Source organism: Stieleria sp. JC731 (assembly GCF_020966635.1).
Classification (GTDB): domain Bacteria; phylum Planctomycetota; class Planctomycetia; order Pirellulales; family Pirellulaceae; genus Stieleria.
Window position 1 is genome coordinate 343187 of sequence record NZ_JAJKFQ010000005.1, and the last position, 17167, is coordinate 360353.

Below are 17167 nucleotides of genomic sequence, written 5' to 3' on the forward strand. Positions count from 1 at the left end.
GATTTCCTACATCCGATAAAGTGCATGCAGCGCAAACGAACCCATCAGGGAAACGATGATCGTCGCAACACAGTAGCCCAATCCGCGACGTGGGCCTGAACGGATCAAAAGGCTGCCGAGGTAGATTTTGAGTGCCGTAATGATGGCACTGAAGTGCGCTAGCTTCTCGGCATGCTCGCCGACGAGGGAACCGAGGTACAACAGCTCCAACAATGCGGGACTGACTGTCAGCAGGATCGCGATATTTGTGTCCGCATCTTTCCAAGGGGCGAACGCCCAGCCGAAAGGGGCCCAGATGCAGGCCAATAAGCAGAGTGTCAATAGTCTTGTGTGTGCAAATCGCTTTGCCTGGACGCAGGCAGAGGCAACCGCAGATCCCAGTAGCAAGACGCACGCTGTGAGACTGACAATCTTTAGCGGAACGAATGCGATAGCACAGACCGTAACGGTGATTAGAAGTCTCTGTAGTGTAAATCGAGGCTTCTGTGGGGCCTGCCAACGATCCTGCTGTTGAATTGGAACCCACGGAAGCAAAACGCATCCGATGAGGGCTGAGACAACAAAACCAATCGCAAGGCGAGGCACGATAGGAGCAGGACGGCTTTGATCCGCACCTGTCCAGTCATAGAACGCGGGCATCAGAACGCCACAGGCAAAGCTTGCGAGAATCAGGCAGATGCAAGCGAATGGCAGAAATAGTTTCTTGGCGTTGGACATAGATGTCATGTGCCCGACGCTTCGATTTTGAGTGCGCCAATTCAACAAAAATGGCCGATCGTTTTACCGATCGGCCATCCGAAGTTCAGCTCAGTGTTCGTTTGCAGAGTTACTTCTGAAACAATACGCGATGCATTTTATTGAGTTCATCCGCAGGGATTTTGATCACTTTGCGGTCGTAGGTCATCAGGCCATTGATTTCACCTTCGACGTCCGTGGTCTGGGTGTAGACACCGGCAGCGATACCACCACGTCGAAGGTCATTTAGCTTTTCGAGCGAAGTCGCATAGCGTTGCTCGTACTCTTCCTTTGATTCGGGCAATCCGCCGTAGCCCCAGTTACGACGGCCTTCTTCCCAAAGGTGACCGCGAACGGCATAGCCGTGACCACCGAATTCACCAACCACTTTGATGAAGTCATCAAAGCGTCCGTCGGGGCCTTGGTGGTAAGGGAAGCTTGGGTGTGGATAGGCATGGGCGTCGACGATGTCACCGGCAGGCCAGAAGTTGCCGCCACTGGCAATGTTGACCAGTCGGCTGGGGTCTCGTTTGACGGTCCATTGACCGACTTCGACTGTCCGGTGTTGTCCCCAGGCTTCGTTAAACGGAACCCAGCAAACAATTGATGGATGGTTTTCGAGCGAGTCGATCATCCACTCCAGTTCGTCCATGTATTGCTGGTGATGTTGGTCAGGCCATTGACCATCAACCGGATTCGGAGCCAACCGAGTCCATGCGGGCCAGTTCTGTCCGCCACTGACTTGGTCTTGCCAGACCATCATTCCCAAACGGTCACAGTGGTAGTAGTAACGCCGAGGTTCAACCTTGATGTGTTTTCGGATCATATTGAATCCGGCTTGCTTCAGCCATTCGATATCAAACAGCATCGCTTCATCTGACGGAGGCGTTAGCAATCCGTCTGGCCACCAACCTTGGTCCAGTGGGCCCCAGTGAAAGATCACTTCACCGTTAAGCGTGAATCGCCAGTTTCCGTCTGCGTCTTTGATTTTGCCGACGCTGCGGATTCCCGCATATGATTTCACTTCGTCGATCGCATTGCCATCGGCATCCATCAGTTCGACAACCAAGTCATACAGATGGGGCGAGCTAGGTGACCACAGTTTTGCGTTGGCCACTTGGACGGTTAACTTTCCGTTGCCCGAAGCGGTACCGACAATTGTGTCTCCGTCATAGACAGTGACCTTCGAAGTTCCAGTCCCGACAACGATCGGTTCAACGGTGATCGACTTGCTATCGACATCGGTGCTGATTTCCAATTCTTCTAGATAGTTTTCGGAAACCTGTTCCATCCACACCGACTGCCAAATACCAGAGACTTGGGTGTACCAGATCCCGTTAGCGTTTAGCACCTGCTTGCCACGTAATTGCCATGCTTCGGTGTCGTCTTCGACGCGAACGACAAGCTCGTTATCGCCGACTTTGACAGCTTTCGTCGCATCGAGTGTGAACGGTGTGTTTCCGCCGACATGTTTGCCGATCGATTGGCCGTTAACGAAGACTTCGCAGCGATAGTCCACCGCTTCGAAGTTTAGCAGCGTGCGTTTGTTTTCGGTCGAGTCGACTTGGAAGCCACGGTGGTACCACAGTGATTCGCTTTCATGCAGCAGTCGTTGAACGCCACCGAGTTTTGATTCTAGGCAGAACGGGACGAGGATTTCGCCAGCCCATTCCGAAGGCAGCTGCGTCTGGTCTGCGTCGGCAATCGTATAGTCCCAATTGCCGTTCAGGTTGGTCCAATCGCCACGCTGCATTTGCGGACGAGGGTATTCTGTCCAGGTGTCATCGGCCGTTAGCTGTTCACCCCAAGTGGTGATCAATTCAGATTCGAATGGCTTGGTCACGCGTGGCGCCGGCGGCAATTCCGGCACGTTGTTGGCGTCGACCAAATGGACGTCGATAAATTGGCCACCGCGAGTTTGGTGGCAGTGAACCGCAAGCAGGTTTTCGCCAGTTTGCAGTGCAGCTCGCTTCGACGCTGGCAACTTGATCAATTGGTATTCAGAGGTGTATCCGTCGACCTCCAGCACCAGTTGGCCATTGATGTAGATCTCCGCGTTTTCGTCGTGGTGGATCAGCAGGGCGGGATTCGCTGGTACGTTTTGAAGCGAAAAAGTTTTTCGCAGCCAGATGTCATTGGTCGTCCAGACAGTGCCGACACGGGCACCTGGAGTGTCGCGGGTCCCGAAACCAGCTTGGCCGTCTTTCCAGTCGCTTTCACGAAAGTCGCTCTTAGTCCAGTTTTCCGCCGGTTGTTTCAGTGAAAACTTCCAGGAATCGGCGATTTCTTGGCCCTGGACAGAGTTGCCGAGGAACAGAGTGTTGGCGAGAAAGGTGGTAGGAAGCCCTACCGAGAGCATCGCTGCGGCCAACAGCGAGCCAGTTCGTTTGAAGTCCAGTTTCATGTGACCTATTCGTCTAGCAACGGAGGGAAATGTGGGGATTCTGTATCTTACCACCCATGCGAATGGCGGCCATGAGACGGTCCGTAATCATGCTTCGATCCGTTATCAGCCGCTAAGGCGACTTCGGGGTCCGCAAAGTGTCTCAGTCGGCTGAGACGAGACTTCAACGCGTTCAGATTTCCCCGCATCAAACGGTCGCAAGGCTGGCGTCGGCCTAGACGGATCTCATTTCGTCGCGACCGGGACTATTGGCAAATCGATGACAGGCCGGCCGGGAGCACCGTGGTCGTGCGTGTACGCAGGAAATGGTCTGGTGCTTGCGTCGATCACGATCCTTGGGCTGTGTCGTTGATAGGGATCGCCAGCTAATCGAGTTCGAGAAAACGAAGTGCCCTGCAATGGTGGATTGGAATACCCTGCGGGCACGCACGATTTGCTCTCATTCGCACCGGACCTTCAAGAAGTCTTAATGTTGCTGGAGGAATGAGAAAGCTAAGTCTTTAATTCTCTAAAAAGGCGATAGCTCATCACAATTGGCGTGTTAGCTACTGTTGAGAACACTCCCTAGTACATCGTTCCATATGAAAATACGGGTTCGGTTCATCAGCCGACGGGCGTTAGCCCTGGTTATTGCACTGAAACCGTGGCTAACGCCATACGGCTAATCCTAAATTCGATTTGGAACGAAGCGCTAGTGTTCTGGACACCAATCCGTTGATCATCCTGGTCAACGATGAAAGATCGCACACCTTATTGCAGGGTATTCGAACGTCCTACGCCAAGCACTGTCAATCAACCAGATCAGTTGCCGAATGCTCCAGAGTGTTTCGCAATGGCGGTCGCCGCGTTGATCGAGTGCTCGATACTTCGTCATGTCATGGAAGCAATGGCATTTGATGAAGTGCATCGGAGCGTGAGGTGTTGAGAACAGACATTTGCCGCCAAGTGGCAGATGCCATACCCGCCGAATCGACCATGGCAACAGTACAACCACATCTAAGCGAAACGAAACGACAAAGCTATCTGAGCAGCATCATTATGGGGGGCATTGTGTGCTGTTCAATTCCGCTCGGTCTGTTTGCTTACAGTAAGAACACTTTCTCCCCGCAGCGACAACTGACGCTCCGGCCGCTGACCGAAGAGCAGATTGCCGCTGAGCGAGCGCGTGAAGCTGCGATCGGCAAGCAGATGGCTGGCAACGATAACCATCCTCAAATACAGGCATTGATTTCGTTCAAGGGGCGGAGCGAACCAGTTCTTCAAGATCAAGCGTCTGTCTCGCTTAGCGATTCGACCGAAGTGATCGGTGTCAAAGTCGACGGCGTTGAGTGCGCCTTTGTGCTTGAGCCGATGGCCCGCCCTGAAAACCATATTCTCAATATGATGTTGGCCGATAAGGCGGTGACGGTCACCTATTGTGACTTAGCGAACTGTGTTCGAGTTGTCACGGATCAACGAGAAGAGTCGATTCCGCTGAACATTGGTGGTTTGGACATCTACAACCGGATGATTGTCGAGCTAGATGGAGAGCTCTATGCCCAGTCCAGCAAGAACCTCCCTTTGATGGACTTGCCTTTTGAAAGGACGACGTGGGGTGACTGGCGCCGCAGCAATGAAGAAACCAAAATTTGGATTCCTTGATCTCCGGTAGAGTTCAGCTGTCGGATCGCTTTGCGGTGCGACTTCCATTGCGGCTTTGCTAGATAGGCGTGGTTTGATGAATGATCAGCTGGCCTTTGCCAATCGGTAGCACCGCTTGCGAGAATCGCTGACTGTCTGAAAGGTATCGCCGCAGCGGAACGAGTTCTTCAGGGTGTGACTGCGCGTTGTCGACCACGATCAATCCGAACTGGGTGACGCGAATTAGGTCGTCCGCCCAGTCCAGATACGCGGACCGGTCGGAGTCAAGAAATACCAGCTGGTAGGTCGACGTCGGGCAGCGACTCAGAAAAGCACCGCCGTCGCTTGTGTGAAGCGTCACATCTTTCAACAATCCGCTCTGTTCTAAGTTCTCGCGAGCCATTTCCGTTTTGCGAGGACTGTGATCAACGGTGTCGATCACCGCACCAATTCTTTGTGCCGCACGGGCGAGCCAAATGGTTGAGTAGCCGTTCGAGGTGCCGAGTTCAAGAATTCGTTTTGGTTTCAAATCCGAAACCAATAGGTCAAGAAATGCGCCGGTGGATGGAGTGATGTTCAGCATTTTTGACGAACGGTCGACGCTGGTCTCATCGTTCAATTGACCAGTCGTGTAGATCTGATCGAGCAGCTCGTCGATTTCCATGGTTATTCCCGTGGCATGCGTTCCTGCGGCGAACCGAACAGTCACTTCGAACTACAGCGACCCAAGTCATCGATAGTTCCAACAAATATGTGGATACTCATCAGCTACGATGAGGCCTGAGCTGTGCTTAAGATAGACGACCGGACTAACAGATTGAGGTCCCCTGCTGCGCTGTAGGGGACATTCTGTTTGTCGATCATCTCTTGGTTCATCGCGGCGAAGAAAATTGCCTTGCCTCAACTTCTCGCACAGTTGCGGTGTCCATTGGCTACAAGGGTCGTCCCGGTGCGTGCGATGGATATCCATTGTGTAGCGATCCAAAGAGTCGCGATATTATTTGCGAAAGATGCTACCAGCGATCGATGAGATCCCAGCGACAACACCGACGAGTCCTAGAAGCGGTACACGTCCTGTCAAATAACCATTGACGAGGAAAAGCATCCCTACGACGAGCAAAATTGCACCAGTCGTGGCGCTACCCTTGCCTTTAGCAGCAAAGGCCAGGGACTCGGATTTCAGGCTCGGGGACCGCTGCTCATCGGGCGTTCGCAAGAAATGCAATGCGAATCCAAAAACAGAGCCAATCACCGCTCCACATACCAGCACGATCCCGACCAATGCTGGAGACTGAGTGATACCCGGGGTTGCGGCTATGATAAGAGCGAAAAGAAGAAGGCCAATTACCGCACCGATGCCCGTCGATTTCATAGTTGCGCGTCTGTCAATTGTAGGTTTGCGAGATCTGTCGAGCAAAACGATAAGGTGTAGATCGCATACCACAAGTGGAGGACAAAACGAAAAGCCCATTGGTGCGCCGGGTCGCTTCAATCGGATAACTAGAGATCGACGGGGCGCTTCGTGTTCCCTTTTATCAATTTGATGCGAACCTCACGTTGATGGAGTCGCTGTGAAAACGCCAGCGTACTACTAGCTCCGCCGATTCACCGTCTTTAGAACAGCAAGAGGGCACAGAAGCGGGAATTTACTAAGCAACCGCTCTTGGACCGATCGCTAGCGGTAGCATATACTGCAGCATCTGCCACCTCTGGAGACTGAGCTTGCACCGGTTTGTCGCGTTCTTATTGCTACCAGTTCTAACCTTTGGGAATGTTTCTCCACATTTCCATTGGGGCGATTCTGCGCCGCTAGAACACGCGAGTCGACCGCACGTGCATGTCGACGGACATGATCACGCACATCATTCTCATCATCACGACCGTTCTCATTCAGATCGGAAGTCAGAACTGAGTTCGCAGGCGTCATCTTGTGACCTTGAGATTCCGGTCGACCATGATTCGACAGCTGTTTATCTGGCTGTAGACCTGACATTCGCTTGCACGACTAGAAACGTTTCTGCACCTCAGGATCTCGCTGTTCATGCTGACTTGTCAAACGCATTTTCCAGCGATTTAGATCGGGCAGTTGAAGCTCCTCAAGGGACCAGGTTCATCGCAGGCCCGCGTCCTATCTATTTGTTGCATGCTGCGCTGAGGCTTTAGGCGGCAGTTGTTGAACACGATTGTTCGACATCAATTGCTGCGTTCTTTTTATAGTTTTCAGCGTCAAGGGTTTCTGATTCTCCATCGGATTACCGCTGACCTCGTCTTTACTGCGCTGATGATATCTCGTTTGAATTGAACGGGTGACGGCAGCGTTGAGCAACACGATATGTCGCTTCATAAAGCTTTTCGAGTGTTGATAGGCCCTGCCATCGTTGTGGCATGTGTCGGGTGTTTGTGGATGTTTCGTTCCACCTTGATGCCACATGCATCTCCTTCCAATGCGGCGGCTTCGGAGTCTGGTTCTGCGACCTCTGACCTAAAGGTTCTCGAGCTCAATTCGCAAGCAAGAAAGAATCTTGAGTTGGTTTCAAAATCAGTCAAACCGACCGACTATTGGCGAGTTGTGACAATTCCGGGCATGGTACAGGATCGACCGGGAGTCTCCGATCGGGGAGTCACTTCACCTGCAGTTGGCGTTGTATCGAAGATCCATGTGTTTCCGGGGGACACCGTTCGGCCAGGCGAAACGCTGGTCACATTGCAGTTGTTTAGCGAATACCTGCAGGCGACCCAAACCTCGCTATTCAAAGCAACCCAGGAGATATCCCTCACAAAAGCCGAACTTGACAGGGTTTCGGGCTTGGCGAACGTGGGAGGCGTTTCAGGTAATCGGCTGATCGAGCTGCGAAACGAGATCAAAAGGCAACAGACGCAGGTGCAAGCCTCTCGACAGGAGTTGTTAACTCGCGGTCTAAGTCCACAGCAAATCGCCCAGATCGAATCAGGAACCTTTGTGTCGACGATCGAGATCGTTGCACCGCAGCCTAGGCCTCTGGATTCCGGTAATGCCGCGGACAGTGTTGCGTTGCTACCGTCTGAAGGGGCAACCGGAACCGAACTCGGTGGCAACTCGATCGCCTATGAGGTTCAGCAGCTTCCCGTCGAACTCGGGCAAACAGTGCAGGCCGGCCAGGTTCTCGCGAATTTGTCGAACCATCAATCGCTATACGTTGTCGGCCATGCCTTTAAGCGTGAGGCCCGATTCTTGGAGGTCGCTGCGCAACAAGGTCGAGAGATTCAAGTTGAGTTCGCAGATGACTCGCCAGACAACTGGAGTGATCAAAATCAATCGTTCGTGATTCGTCACCTTTCCAATTCGATCGATCCTGAAAGTCGTACTTTCGATTTCTTTATTCCGTTGTCCAACCAGTCGCGCACGTATCAAAACAACGGTGAAACGTTTTTGGTTTGGCGGTATCGTCCCGGTCAGCGAACCAGGATTCATGTCCCTGTCGAAAAACTGGAAAACGTCCTCGTTATTCCTGCAGAAGGCGTCGTCACTGAAGGACCCGAGTCGTTTGTGTTTCGCCAGAACGGCGATCTGTTCAATCAGATCTCTGTGAATGTCTTGTATCAGGACCGTCGCAATGTCGTGATTGCAAACGACGGCAGTATGACGGTGGGTGCCTACTACGCCCAGAATGCTGCTGCGTCTCTTAATCGCGTGCTCAAAGCTCAATCGGCTAGCGGTGAGCAACCCGGGTTGCATGTGCATCCCGATGGAACCGTTCACGCCGCACACTGATTGGGAATCAAAGATGCTTGATACAATTATTCGACTGTCGCTTCGTTATCGAATGCTGGTCGTCATCGCGAGCTTGGTGATCCTTTGCTACGGATCGTACTTGGCAACACAGATGCCGATCGATGTCTTTCCGGATTTGGATCGTCCGCGAGTCGTGGTCATTACCGAAGCTCCCGGATTGGCGACTGAAGAGGTCGAAACGCTCGTCACCCAGCCAATCGAAATTGCATTGATGGGGGCCAACGGAGTTCAGGCGGTGCGTAGTCAAACCACGGCCGGATTGAACGTCATCTATATCGAGTTCGATTGGAAGACACAGATCCGAGCGGCGCGTCAAACGGTGAGTGAACGGCTAAGCACACTCGAAGGCATTTTGCCCGATGGTATTCGTCCTCAGATGACGCCCCCATCGTCCATCATGGGGCAAATCGTGGTGGCCGGAATCTATCGCCAGCAGGGGCCCAATGGTGGCGTTTTGACACCGATCGATCGGACTGACTTGATTGCAGAGTTGTACCGCGAAGATGACACGTTTCGGATTCAAGTTTGGTTGCCAGGGGAGCGACATGAATTTGCGACTTGGACCGCGATCGAATCGCAGAATCTCGATTGGATCGATCAACCCGATACGAGTTCCAAAACGCATTCAGGAAGAGCGAGTGTCACGGTTGATGGCAAGCGTCATGAGGTAATATTTGCTTCACAAGCGAAACAAGACTTAGAGCTGCGGACGATCGCCGACTGGATCATTCGTCCGCGTTTGCTGAAAGTCACCGGGGTCGCCGAAGTTTTCATGCTCGGCGGTGATCGGAAGCAGTATCAAATTCTGCTTGATCCGACAGCCTTGCTTGAATACGACGTTACAGTCCAAGATGTTGAAAAGGCATTGAGGGCAAGCAACTTGAACACCAGTGGTGGTTTTGCCATTACAGGCGAAACCGAGCGGCCAATCCGAGTGCTTGGGCGTTTAGGGTCGAGCACCGGTAGTATCATCGAGGATCTCGAAAAAATCGCGGTCGTCAGGCATGCTAAGCGGACGGTATTGCTTGATCAGGTAGCAAGAGTGATCGAGGGACCTGAACTAAAGCGAGGTGATGGAAGCGTCAATGGGGAAGGCGGAATTGTTTTCACTGTTGTAAAGCAACCTCATGTCGATACGCGAACATTGACGGATGATGTCGCTGCGGCGTTCGAAGAGGTCGAAGCGTCGCTGCCCGCCGATATCGTGATCAATTCCAAGCTGTTTCGCTTGAAGAACTTCATCGATCGAGGAATCTTCAACGTCGCAGAGGCACTGGTGATCGGTGCGACCTTGGTCATCATCGTGCTGTTCCTGTTCTTGCTGAATTTCCGCACAACCTTCATCACGTTGACCGCGATACCAATGTCGCTGGTCATCACAACGCTTGTCTTTCGGATCATCGGATGGTTCAGTAGCAGCGAACTTTCGATCAACGTGATGACTCTTGGTGGGATCGCAGTCGCGATGGGAGAGCTGGTCGATGACGCAATTGTTGATGTCGAAAATATCTTTCGACGTCTGAAAGAAAACAATGCGGCAGAACACCCCAAGCCTGCGATCCAGGTTGTCTACGAAGCGAGTAAAGAAATTCGTAGTGCGATTCTGTTCGGAACGACAGTTGTGATCTTGGTTTTCCTGCCCCTGTTTGCGTTGTCCGGTGTCGAAGGGCGATTGTTCGCACCACTTGGGTTTGCATACATCGTTTCGATCCTGGCTTCCTTTGCCGTGTCATTGACAGTCACACCCGTTCTTTCTTTCTACATGCTGCCGAAGGCCAATGCGACTCATCAAGAAACCGATGGGTTTCTACTCCGTGGGCTAAAGGCTCTTGCGACACCACTTATTCGCACCAGTATGGCGATACCCGGCAGTTTACTTGTTGTGACGTGGTTAATCGTTCTGGTTGCTGCCATTCAGCTATCGACGCTAGGAAGGAACTTTTTGCCTCCTTTCGATGAAGGGAGCATCCAGGTGAATGTGACTTTGCCGCCCGGTTCGTCTTTGAAGGCATCCAATCAGGTTTCTGGATCAATCGATTCGGTGTTCAAAAGCATGCAGAAGTCGCCAGACAATCCGTCAGGCGAAATTTTAAACTTCGTTCGGCGAACGGGGCGAGCCGAGATGGACGAGCATGCTTCGCCCGTCAACTTCGGCGAATACATCCTCAGTATGAATCCTGAGGCGGAACAGAATCGCGAGGAGATGCTCGCGGGACTTTTGGAACGAATTAAAACAGAAGTTCCGGGAGTTGACATAGAGGTCGAACAGCCGCTGGCGCACTTGATCAGCCATATGGTCTCAGGAGTCTATGCACAGATCGCGATCAAGATTCATGGTGACGATCTAAATACGCTACTTACACTCGCAGAAATGGTGAAAGCGTCCATCAGAGAAGTCGAGGGAATCACCCCTCCCATCGTCGAGCCCGTTCGGATGACCTCTGAACTGCATATCGAGCTACGTGGAGAGGACTTGGCTATATTTGGGCTTACTCGCGAGTACGTCGCCGATGTCTTGCAGACCGCATTGCAAGGCGAAGTTGTCTCTGAAGTCCTCGAAGGTCAGCGTCGTTTCGATCTGTTGGTTCGGCTAGAGGAACAGTATCGAACAGACTATGCCAATTTAGGCAGGCTTCGTATCGATCTACCGCATCAAGGTGGGAATGCAGAGCGGGGCCAAATTGAGCTGCGAGAAGTGGCAACAATTTCTGAAGGAACCGGCCCCAATTCGGTCAACCGAGAGAACGCCCGTCGTAGGATCGTTATTCGCTGTAATACCCAAGGACGCGACCTTGCCAGCGCGGTCAACGAGATTCAGAGTCGGATTAACTCCGATGTCACGATGCCGGTCGGCTACTATGTCGAATTCGCAGGCCAGTTCGAGAGCCAGCAAAATGCGACTCGCTTGATCATGATCCTCGCAGGCGTTGCCGTCATCGGCATGTTCGCGGTGTTGATGATTCTTTTCCCTTCGGTGAGGATCGTTTTGCAAATTCTAAACGCGCTTCCAACCGCATTCATCGGTGGGGTCCTCGCGCTGGTGATTACACAGCAAAACTTGACCGTCGCCAGTTTGGTCGGCTTCATCTCTTTGGGTGGCATCGCGGTACGCAACGGTATTTTGCTTGTCACACACTATTTTCATTTGATGCAGCAGGAAGGCGAATCGTTCTCGCAATCGATGATCGTTCGCGGAAGTTTGGAGCGGCTCGCGCCTGTTTTGATGACCGCATTGACTGCGGGGATCGGCCTAATTCCTTTGGTGCTTGGTGGACAAGAACCGGGCAGAGAAATCTTGTATCCGGTTGCCACCGTCATTTTAGGCGGATTGGTCACATCGACTTTTTGTGAGTTCCTGATTCATCCAGGGCTTTTTTGGAAATTCAGCGGAAAGGACGCCAAGCGTTTGGCGGATGTTGAAGAAGTTACCTCGATTTGAAAGGACTGAAACTGATGAAGAAGTACGCACTTCTATTGATCGTGCCCGCATTGATCTTGTCGACCGGCTGTAAATCGTCGACCGAATCGGATTCGCCTACGGCGTCGGTTGAGGACGATAATGGCCACGATCACGGCGATGGTGAAGGCCAGCACGATCATAGTGTCGAAGGTCACGGACACGGTGTTGGCCCCCATGATGGAACAGTGGCGGATTGGGGCGGCGGAAAATACCACGTCGAATTCACCGTCAACCACGACAAGCAGGAAGCAACCGTTTATATCCTTGGTTCTGATGAAGCGACAGCGGTTCCAATCGAGGCAGAATCTATCGAGCTGAGTATCACCGATCCGTCAATGCAAGTGACATTGAACGCATCTCCTCAGGACAGTGATCCAGAGGGCAAGGCTTCTCGGTTTGTTGGCAATCATGAAAAGCTAGGCGTTGTTCAAGAGTACGCCGGAACGATGAGCGGAGTTGTTGATGGGACACCGTATTCGGGAGACTTTAAAGAGGAAGCCCACGGTGATCATGCGCACTGAGGCTTAGCTTAAACGCTAGGTCCCGATTTGTTCGCAGTGACAAATTGGCGAGTCATCCAATTACGCGACATCGCAATGGCATTATTAGATCCTTCCGCAGAGGAGGATTCATGCATTGGGCGGAAGTCGCTGTGGTTTATCCCCAGCAAAATCATTCGCTGCAGAAACGACTTTTGCGATTAACGTGACTACCGGTGATGTCAACTTTCGATAGCAGTCGTTCAATGTTGTCAAAGGCGGTCAGAATGGCCGTCAGGATAATCTTGACACCGATCAATGCTGCCTAGGCGTTTTCGACGATCCACTCGTCTCGAGCGTAATAGTTTGATTTGCGAAGACCGTAGTAGTGCTCGGCCATTTCCAGATGGTTGTTGTTTCCAGTGATAGCGAGAGGTCCCCGGGGCAATCGCTTGTCGGATGCTTTCAGTTTCATATTGCCGATCACCAGCCATTCGCGGCGTACTAGCACTTCGCGATGAATCGGGCAGATTTTCACGATCAGCGGGCGAGCGATGATCCCATTAAAATTGTGACGAGACATCCCGCGAGAATCGTAGACACCAACCATCGGGCCGAAGTCACCGTTTTCAAAGATCCTGGCGTAGACGGGATCGCCACCTTTCATTTCGGCGAGCAGGATATCGCCGACCGCGTATGCCTGCCGTTTGGGGATCTTGCGAGTTTTAAACGAGAGACTGACAAGCTCAGCCGATTCACCGTCGTTGGTGAGATCTTGAATTTGAGCATCGAGGACTGCCTCGACTGTTCCGATCAGCTCGGCCAAGGTCGGCTTTCGTTTCCAGTCTCGCTGATAGAGTTTGCGGACTTCGTCGAAGCAATCGGCAACACAGTCGTACGCTTCGTCGCCGATGTAGGACTTCGCTTTCGGCTTGTCTGGATAAAGTGGAGACCAGCTCATCAAGAACCTAAAGATAGTGACAGTGCCCGAGGCGGGACTCGAACCCACACAGCCGTATCTGGCCGACACAATATCACGTTGATTGTGATTGATCCCAATGAAGCATTCAAGTTCTGACGACTCCACTGCCGGATTGCTGTTGGCAAGTGGATCGCAACGTTGGATTATGAATGGTGTTCCAAGGATTCAGGCACGTAATCTGCATACCGCACCGGGGTATGCTCCGAGCTATCGAACGGTAGCCTATCGAACGACGGCCCAAAACTCCGAATCGACAAACACTGTCTGCGTCAGCAACATTTCAGCACCGACGGCGTGCGAAGTCAGTCAGAGTTGCGATGGTTCGTTTGCGAATAGGGAATAGCCAAGCCAGTTGTTCAATTCGCGAGCAAGTTGGTTTGAAAACGTCCGGCGAATGATGTGTGGTGAAGACATCCGCAACAGTCGTTGAATACTCAGTAGGCAGATGGCACCTGTTCATACTTTACTCGATAACAATTGCGATGATGCCCGATGAACAACTCCGAAGATCGGCGACATTTTTTAAAGACAGGTTCTCTTGCTGCCGCAGGTCTCACGGGCGGATTCCTCCCTGGAGCCACGCTCGGGCAACAGCAGTCAGGCAGTAAGGAACTGGCAGATGAGGCGAAAGCCGCGACCGCCGCGAGCCAAATTCCGACGGAATCAAATGTGCCTGCCGAGATTGATGGATTTAGTCGATTTAGACCATCGCGTGGGAACGATCCTGACTCGGATTACTACCTCGGTAAGTTGATGCCCGGCTTTCGACCCGCCGCCGCGGGGCCTGCACCTTTCGTTGCACCGGACTTAGACAAGCTACCGTGGAAAATGGTTGACGGAGTAAAAGAATTTCAACTGGTGTCGATGCCGGTCAAACGGGAGTTCCTTCCCGGCTACCAGATGGACGTATTTGGTTTCAATGGCAGCATGCCGGGACCAACCATCGAAGTAAATCAGGGTGATCGAATTAGAATCGTCGTTACCAATGAACTTCCTGAGGACACCTTCGTGCACTGGCACGGGTTTGAGCTACCGATTCAATATGACGGAGCCGCTACCCTGACGCAGAATCCGATCAAGCCTGGACAGTCGATGGCGTATGAGTTCGATGTGCATGAGGAAGGAACGTTCTTCTACCATTCGCATGTCGCCATGCAGGAAGCGTTCGGTCAGGTGGGATGGTTCATTGTACATCCGAAAAAAGTGTTTGATCCGCCGGTCGATCGCGACTTTGGATTGATCTTTCAGAACTTTCATATCGGCCCAACGCAAACGGTGTCCGATTCGTGGGCGATGGATTGGAACTGGCACACCATCAACGGAAGAAGTGGTCCGTACACAACGCCATTGGTGTGCAAACATGGCGAGCGTGTGCGGGTTAGGTTGATGAACTTTGCTCCGATGCAGCACCATCCGATTCACTTACATGGGCACACCTATTGGGAAACTGGTCACGAAGGAGCGCGTTCCCCAAAGAGCGCGTGGGTCCCACGGAACGTATCGCTTGTCGGGGTTGCTCAAGCAACGGATTTTGAATTTATAGCCAACAATCCTGGTGACTGGATTTTCCATTGTCACATGGTCCATCACATGATGAACCACATGGTTCGGCAGGTGGGGCCGCGAATACGTGAGAACAGTTCCGTGGACCGTTACATGGCAAGTGCGGACCAACGTCCCGCCGTCGATTTTTCTCGAGAAGGTGACCAGTGGAATGTGCCTGGATATCCGCAAAAAATGCAAGGCATGGAAAAGGATCCAACATTGATGAAGGCCATCTGGTCTCGCAAAGAGACGCGTGGGATGCGAGCGAATTATCCAATGTCTGTCAAAGGTTTGATGACCGTGCTACGAGTCTTGCCAGACGATCTCTATCAGTTGGTCATGGAGAGTGATGAACTGCTGGAAAAAGGTGCTGTGTTTGCTGAAATCGTGAGACGATTTGGCGATCCAGAACACTACAAGGCGGCCCCAAAAATGATGGAGATGGGGTAAGGCTCAAATAACGGTCACTCCCCTTGTCAAATTTCGTCACTGCCTAGAAGTCTGAGTTTCCCTATTCGATGCTGGTGAGTTACGTTCCGCATCGTAGCGTCGATGCAAGTTTTTGATCTCGTTGACCCGCGACGGAAAGTTGCGATCTGAGAAGGGTTCAAGATTTAAGTCATTCGAACAATCGTTTTTCAGCGGATAACTATCTCTCTATGAACCCCGGTGAATTCAAACGGTTGGGTTATCTCGGTTTCGCTGTCGCTGAAATATGTCCGGGTGGCATTGGCCCCGTTGGCGCGGAAAGTCCACCTTCTAGAAGGAATCCTTCAATCAGCGTTTCTTGGCTCCGCCAAGCGATAAGGTGTTGAACGTAATTGGCTTTCTCCAAATACAGATTTCTCTGGCTTTGCAGAACCGCAGGCCAGTCCACACGATTTTCTTTGTACGCGTCGAGCAATACTTCATAGGCGCGCCGTGATTCCGGTAAGATGACTTCCTGATAGCTGCGAACGTTTTGTAGAGCGGTCAGATAGTTTTGATATGACTGGGCAAGTTGTCGTTGTAGCGAAAACTCGATCCGCTCAATCTCCCCCTGTTGTCTGACGATGTCTGCTTCCGCTTGCCGGATGGTTCCCTGGTTCCAATCGTACAGGGGGACTTCCAGTGATAGTCCAGTGTTATGTGTGTTTTGTCCGGCTTCAAAGTTCCGACCATATCCGTATGTCACGACAAGATCAGGGATTGGCTCGACAGTTTCTCGCTTCAGTTTGATTTGGTCAGCCTGAAGCTTCGCACGTGCACCTAGTATCTGGGGACTTTCAGTTGTTAGGCGGTTCAGAGCTTGGTCGAAATCGATCAATGAAAGCTCACCTTCGAGTGATCCTTCTAGCGGTGTCGGCTGCATCCTCAACCCGGCAAGCGAAGCCATCCCGTACCACTTGGCTCGCAATTGGTTGCGAGCCATCAAAAGATCCAGACGAACCTTTTGCAGCGTCACATTGGCTTGGTGCAATTGGTCCCGTGTCGCTTGGCCTTCGTTGTACAGCTCTCGCGCGGTCACGACAGCATCCTCGGCGTTCTTAAGAATCTCATTGTGAATCGCGACGATCTGCTGTTGCCCCAAGGTCATCCAGAAGCTCATTCGGACATCGTTCATCACCTGGTACTGTTGTTCGAGAGCCCGCCACTGAGAAGCGCGGGTCAACTGCAAAAACTTTGCTCGGCTTAGCTGAAGCTTTCGTCCGGTGACAATCCGTTGCGAAAATTCGACACCTTGCCATTCCCCAGCGGTTCCCTCGAGCCCAGCCTGTTCGCCGATGTAACTGAGTGTTGGATTGGGAACGAGACCTGCTTGGATCGCTTTGCCTAGCTCGCCTTGAGTCTGAGCCTGTGCTTGCGCCAAAGTCGGATTGCGACTACAAGCCATCGATTCAATCGCTTCAATGGTCAGTGGAGCTTCATCGGATGGGAACATCTGTTCGGTCAGCGACTGTGGGACGGGCGGCACCTGCGGGGGCTCGGTGAAACGTTCCCCAATACTTGCGCGGATATCTCGCGACCCAGCGTCCTGAGGTGGTGTTTCAATCGTCGATCTGATCCGACGCGAATCCGTCGTCGGAGACTGTGCGCTGCAGATTCCGGCAATCATTCCAAGAGCCAACGCGAAGGCGGTGAGTTGAATCTTTTGCGACATGGTTCAATCCGTTGAACACTTTTTGCTACG

11 protein-coding genes are annotated in these 17167 nt (G+C 52.3%); 5 read left to right on the forward strand and 6 right to left on the reverse strand.

Annotation, left to right across the window (positions count from 1 at the left end; translation table 11 throughout):
- Positions 1 to 6 precede the first annotated feature (6 nt).
- The gene (locus LOC67_RS12420) at positions 7 to 726 is read right to left on the reverse strand and encodes a hypothetical protein (RefSeq protein WP_230262924.1); all 720 of its coding nucleotides are present in this window, start codon (positions 724 to 726) and stop codon (positions 7 to 9) included.
- 100 nt (positions 727 to 826) lie between these two features.
- Positions 827 to 3139, reverse strand: coding sequence for a glycoside hydrolase family 2 protein (locus LOC67_RS12425; RefSeq protein ID WP_230262925.1), 2313 nt, complete (start codon positions 3137 to 3139; stop codon positions 827 to 829).
- A 975-nt stretch (positions 3140 to 4114) separates the two neighbouring features.
- Here LOC67_RS12425 and LOC67_RS12430 point away from each other — a divergent pair.
- Entirely contained in the window at positions 4115 to 4780 is a 666-nt protein-coding gene (locus LOC67_RS12430) for a DUF3179 domain-containing (seleno)protein (RefSeq protein WP_230262926.1), read from the forward strand.
- A 58-nt stretch (positions 4781 to 4838) separates the two neighbouring features.
- Here LOC67_RS12430 and LOC67_RS12435 read toward each other — a convergent pair whose 3' ends face one another.
- The gene (locus LOC67_RS12435; RefSeq protein ID WP_230262927.1) at positions 4839 to 5423 is read right to left on the reverse strand and encodes an O-methyltransferase; all 585 of its coding nucleotides are present in this window, start codon (positions 5421 to 5423) and stop codon (positions 4839 to 4841) included.
- A gap of 333 nt (positions 5424 to 5756) precedes the next feature.
- Entirely contained in the window at positions 5757 to 6131 is a 375-nt protein-coding gene (locus LOC67_RS12440) for a hypothetical protein (protein WP_230262928.1), read from the reverse strand.
- Between the two features lie 1032 nt (positions 6132 to 7163).
- On the opposite strand from LOC67_RS12440, the gene LOC67_RS12445 reads away from it, so the two are divergent.
- Genes LOC67_RS12445 through LOC67_RS12455 form a run of 3 tightly spaced genes read left to right on the forward strand, consistent with a single transcriptional unit; the run spans position 7164 to position 12512 of the window.
- Positions 7164 to 8510: an efflux RND transporter periplasmic adaptor subunit gene (locus tag LOC67_RS12445; protein ID WP_230262929.1), complete on the forward strand. Its 1347-nt coding sequence runs from the start codon at positions 7164 to 7166 to the stop codon at positions 8508 to 8510.
- A gap of 13 nt (positions 8511 to 8523) precedes the next feature.
- A complete protein-coding gene (locus LOC67_RS12450) occupies positions 8524 to 11970 on the forward strand; it encodes an efflux RND transporter permease subunit (protein ID WP_230262930.1) in 3447 nt (1148 codons plus the stop codon).
- 14 nt (positions 11971 to 11984) lie between these two features.
- Positions 11985 to 12512, forward strand: a complete 528-nt coding sequence (locus tag LOC67_RS12455; protein WP_230262931.1) for a hypothetical protein — start codon at positions 11985 to 11987, stop codon at positions 12510 to 12512.
- A gap of 283 nt (positions 12513 to 12795) precedes the next feature.
- On the opposite strand, the gene LOC67_RS12460 is transcribed toward LOC67_RS12455, so the two are convergent.
- On the reverse strand, positions 12796 to 13431 hold the full coding sequence (locus LOC67_RS12460) for a hypothetical protein (RefSeq protein WP_230262932.1): 636 nt from the start codon (positions 13429 to 13431) through the stop codon (positions 12796 to 12798).
- A 513-nt stretch (positions 13432 to 13944) separates the two neighbouring features.
- On the opposite strand from LOC67_RS12460, the gene LOC67_RS12465 reads away from it, so the two are divergent.
- Positions 13945 to 15447, forward strand: a complete 1503-nt coding sequence (locus tag LOC67_RS12465) for a multicopper oxidase domain-containing protein (RefSeq protein ID WP_230262933.1) — start codon at positions 13945 to 13947, stop codon at positions 15445 to 15447.
- 238 nt (positions 15448 to 15685) lie between these two features.
- Here the strand turns inward: LOC67_RS12465 and LOC67_RS12470 are convergent, their stop codons facing one another.
- Positions 15686 to 17137: a TolC family protein gene (locus LOC67_RS12470; protein ID WP_230262934.1), complete on the reverse strand. Its 1452-nt coding sequence runs from the start codon at positions 17135 to 17137 to the stop codon at positions 15686 to 15688.
- Between the last annotated feature and the right edge of the window lie 30 nt (positions 17138 to 17167).

Bases quoted from the DNA above. Each gene is read 5' to 3' on its own strand.
- LOC67_RS12465 (WP_230262933.1), top strand. From the start codon at position 13,945: ATGAACAACTCCGAAGATCGGCGACATTTTTTAAAGACAGGTTCTCTT.
- LOC67_RS12445 (WP_230262929.1), top strand. From the start codon at position 7,164: ATGTTTCGTTCCACCTTGATGCCACATGCATCTCCTTCCAATGCGGCG.
- LOC67_RS12435 (WP_230262927.1), bottom strand. From the start codon at position 5,423: ATGGAAATCGACGAGCTGCTCGATCAGATCTACACGACTGGTCAATTG.
- LOC67_RS12430 (WP_230262926.1), top strand. From the start codon at position 4,115: ATGGCAACAGTACAACCACATCTAAGCGAAACGAAACGACAAAGCTAT.
- LOC67_RS12450 (WP_230262930.1), top strand. From the start codon at position 8,524: ATGCTTGATACAATTATTCGACTGTCGCTTCGTTATCGAATGCTGGTC.
- LOC67_RS12470 (WP_230262934.1), bottom strand. From the start codon at position 17,137: ATGTCGCAAAAGATTCAACTCACCGCCTTCGCGTTGGCTCTTGGAATG.
- LOC67_RS12460 (WP_230262932.1), bottom strand. From the start codon at position 13,431: ATGAGCTGGTCTCCACTTTATCCAGACAAGCCGAAAGCGAAGTCCTAC.
- LOC67_RS12420 (WP_230262924.1), bottom strand. From the start codon at position 726: ATGACATCTATGTCCAACGCCAAGAAACTATTTCTGCCATTCGCTTGC.
- LOC67_RS12425 (WP_230262925.1), bottom strand. From the start codon at position 3,139: ATGAAACTGGACTTCAAACGAACTGGCTCGCTGTTGGCCGCAGCGATG.
- LOC67_RS12455 (WP_230262931.1), top strand. From the start codon at position 11,985: ATGAAGAAGTACGCACTTCTATTGATCGTGCCCGCATTGATCTTGTCG.
- LOC67_RS12440 (WP_230262928.1), bottom strand. From the start codon at position 6,131: ATGAAATCGACGGGCATCGGTGCGGTAATTGGCCTTCTTCTTTTCGCT.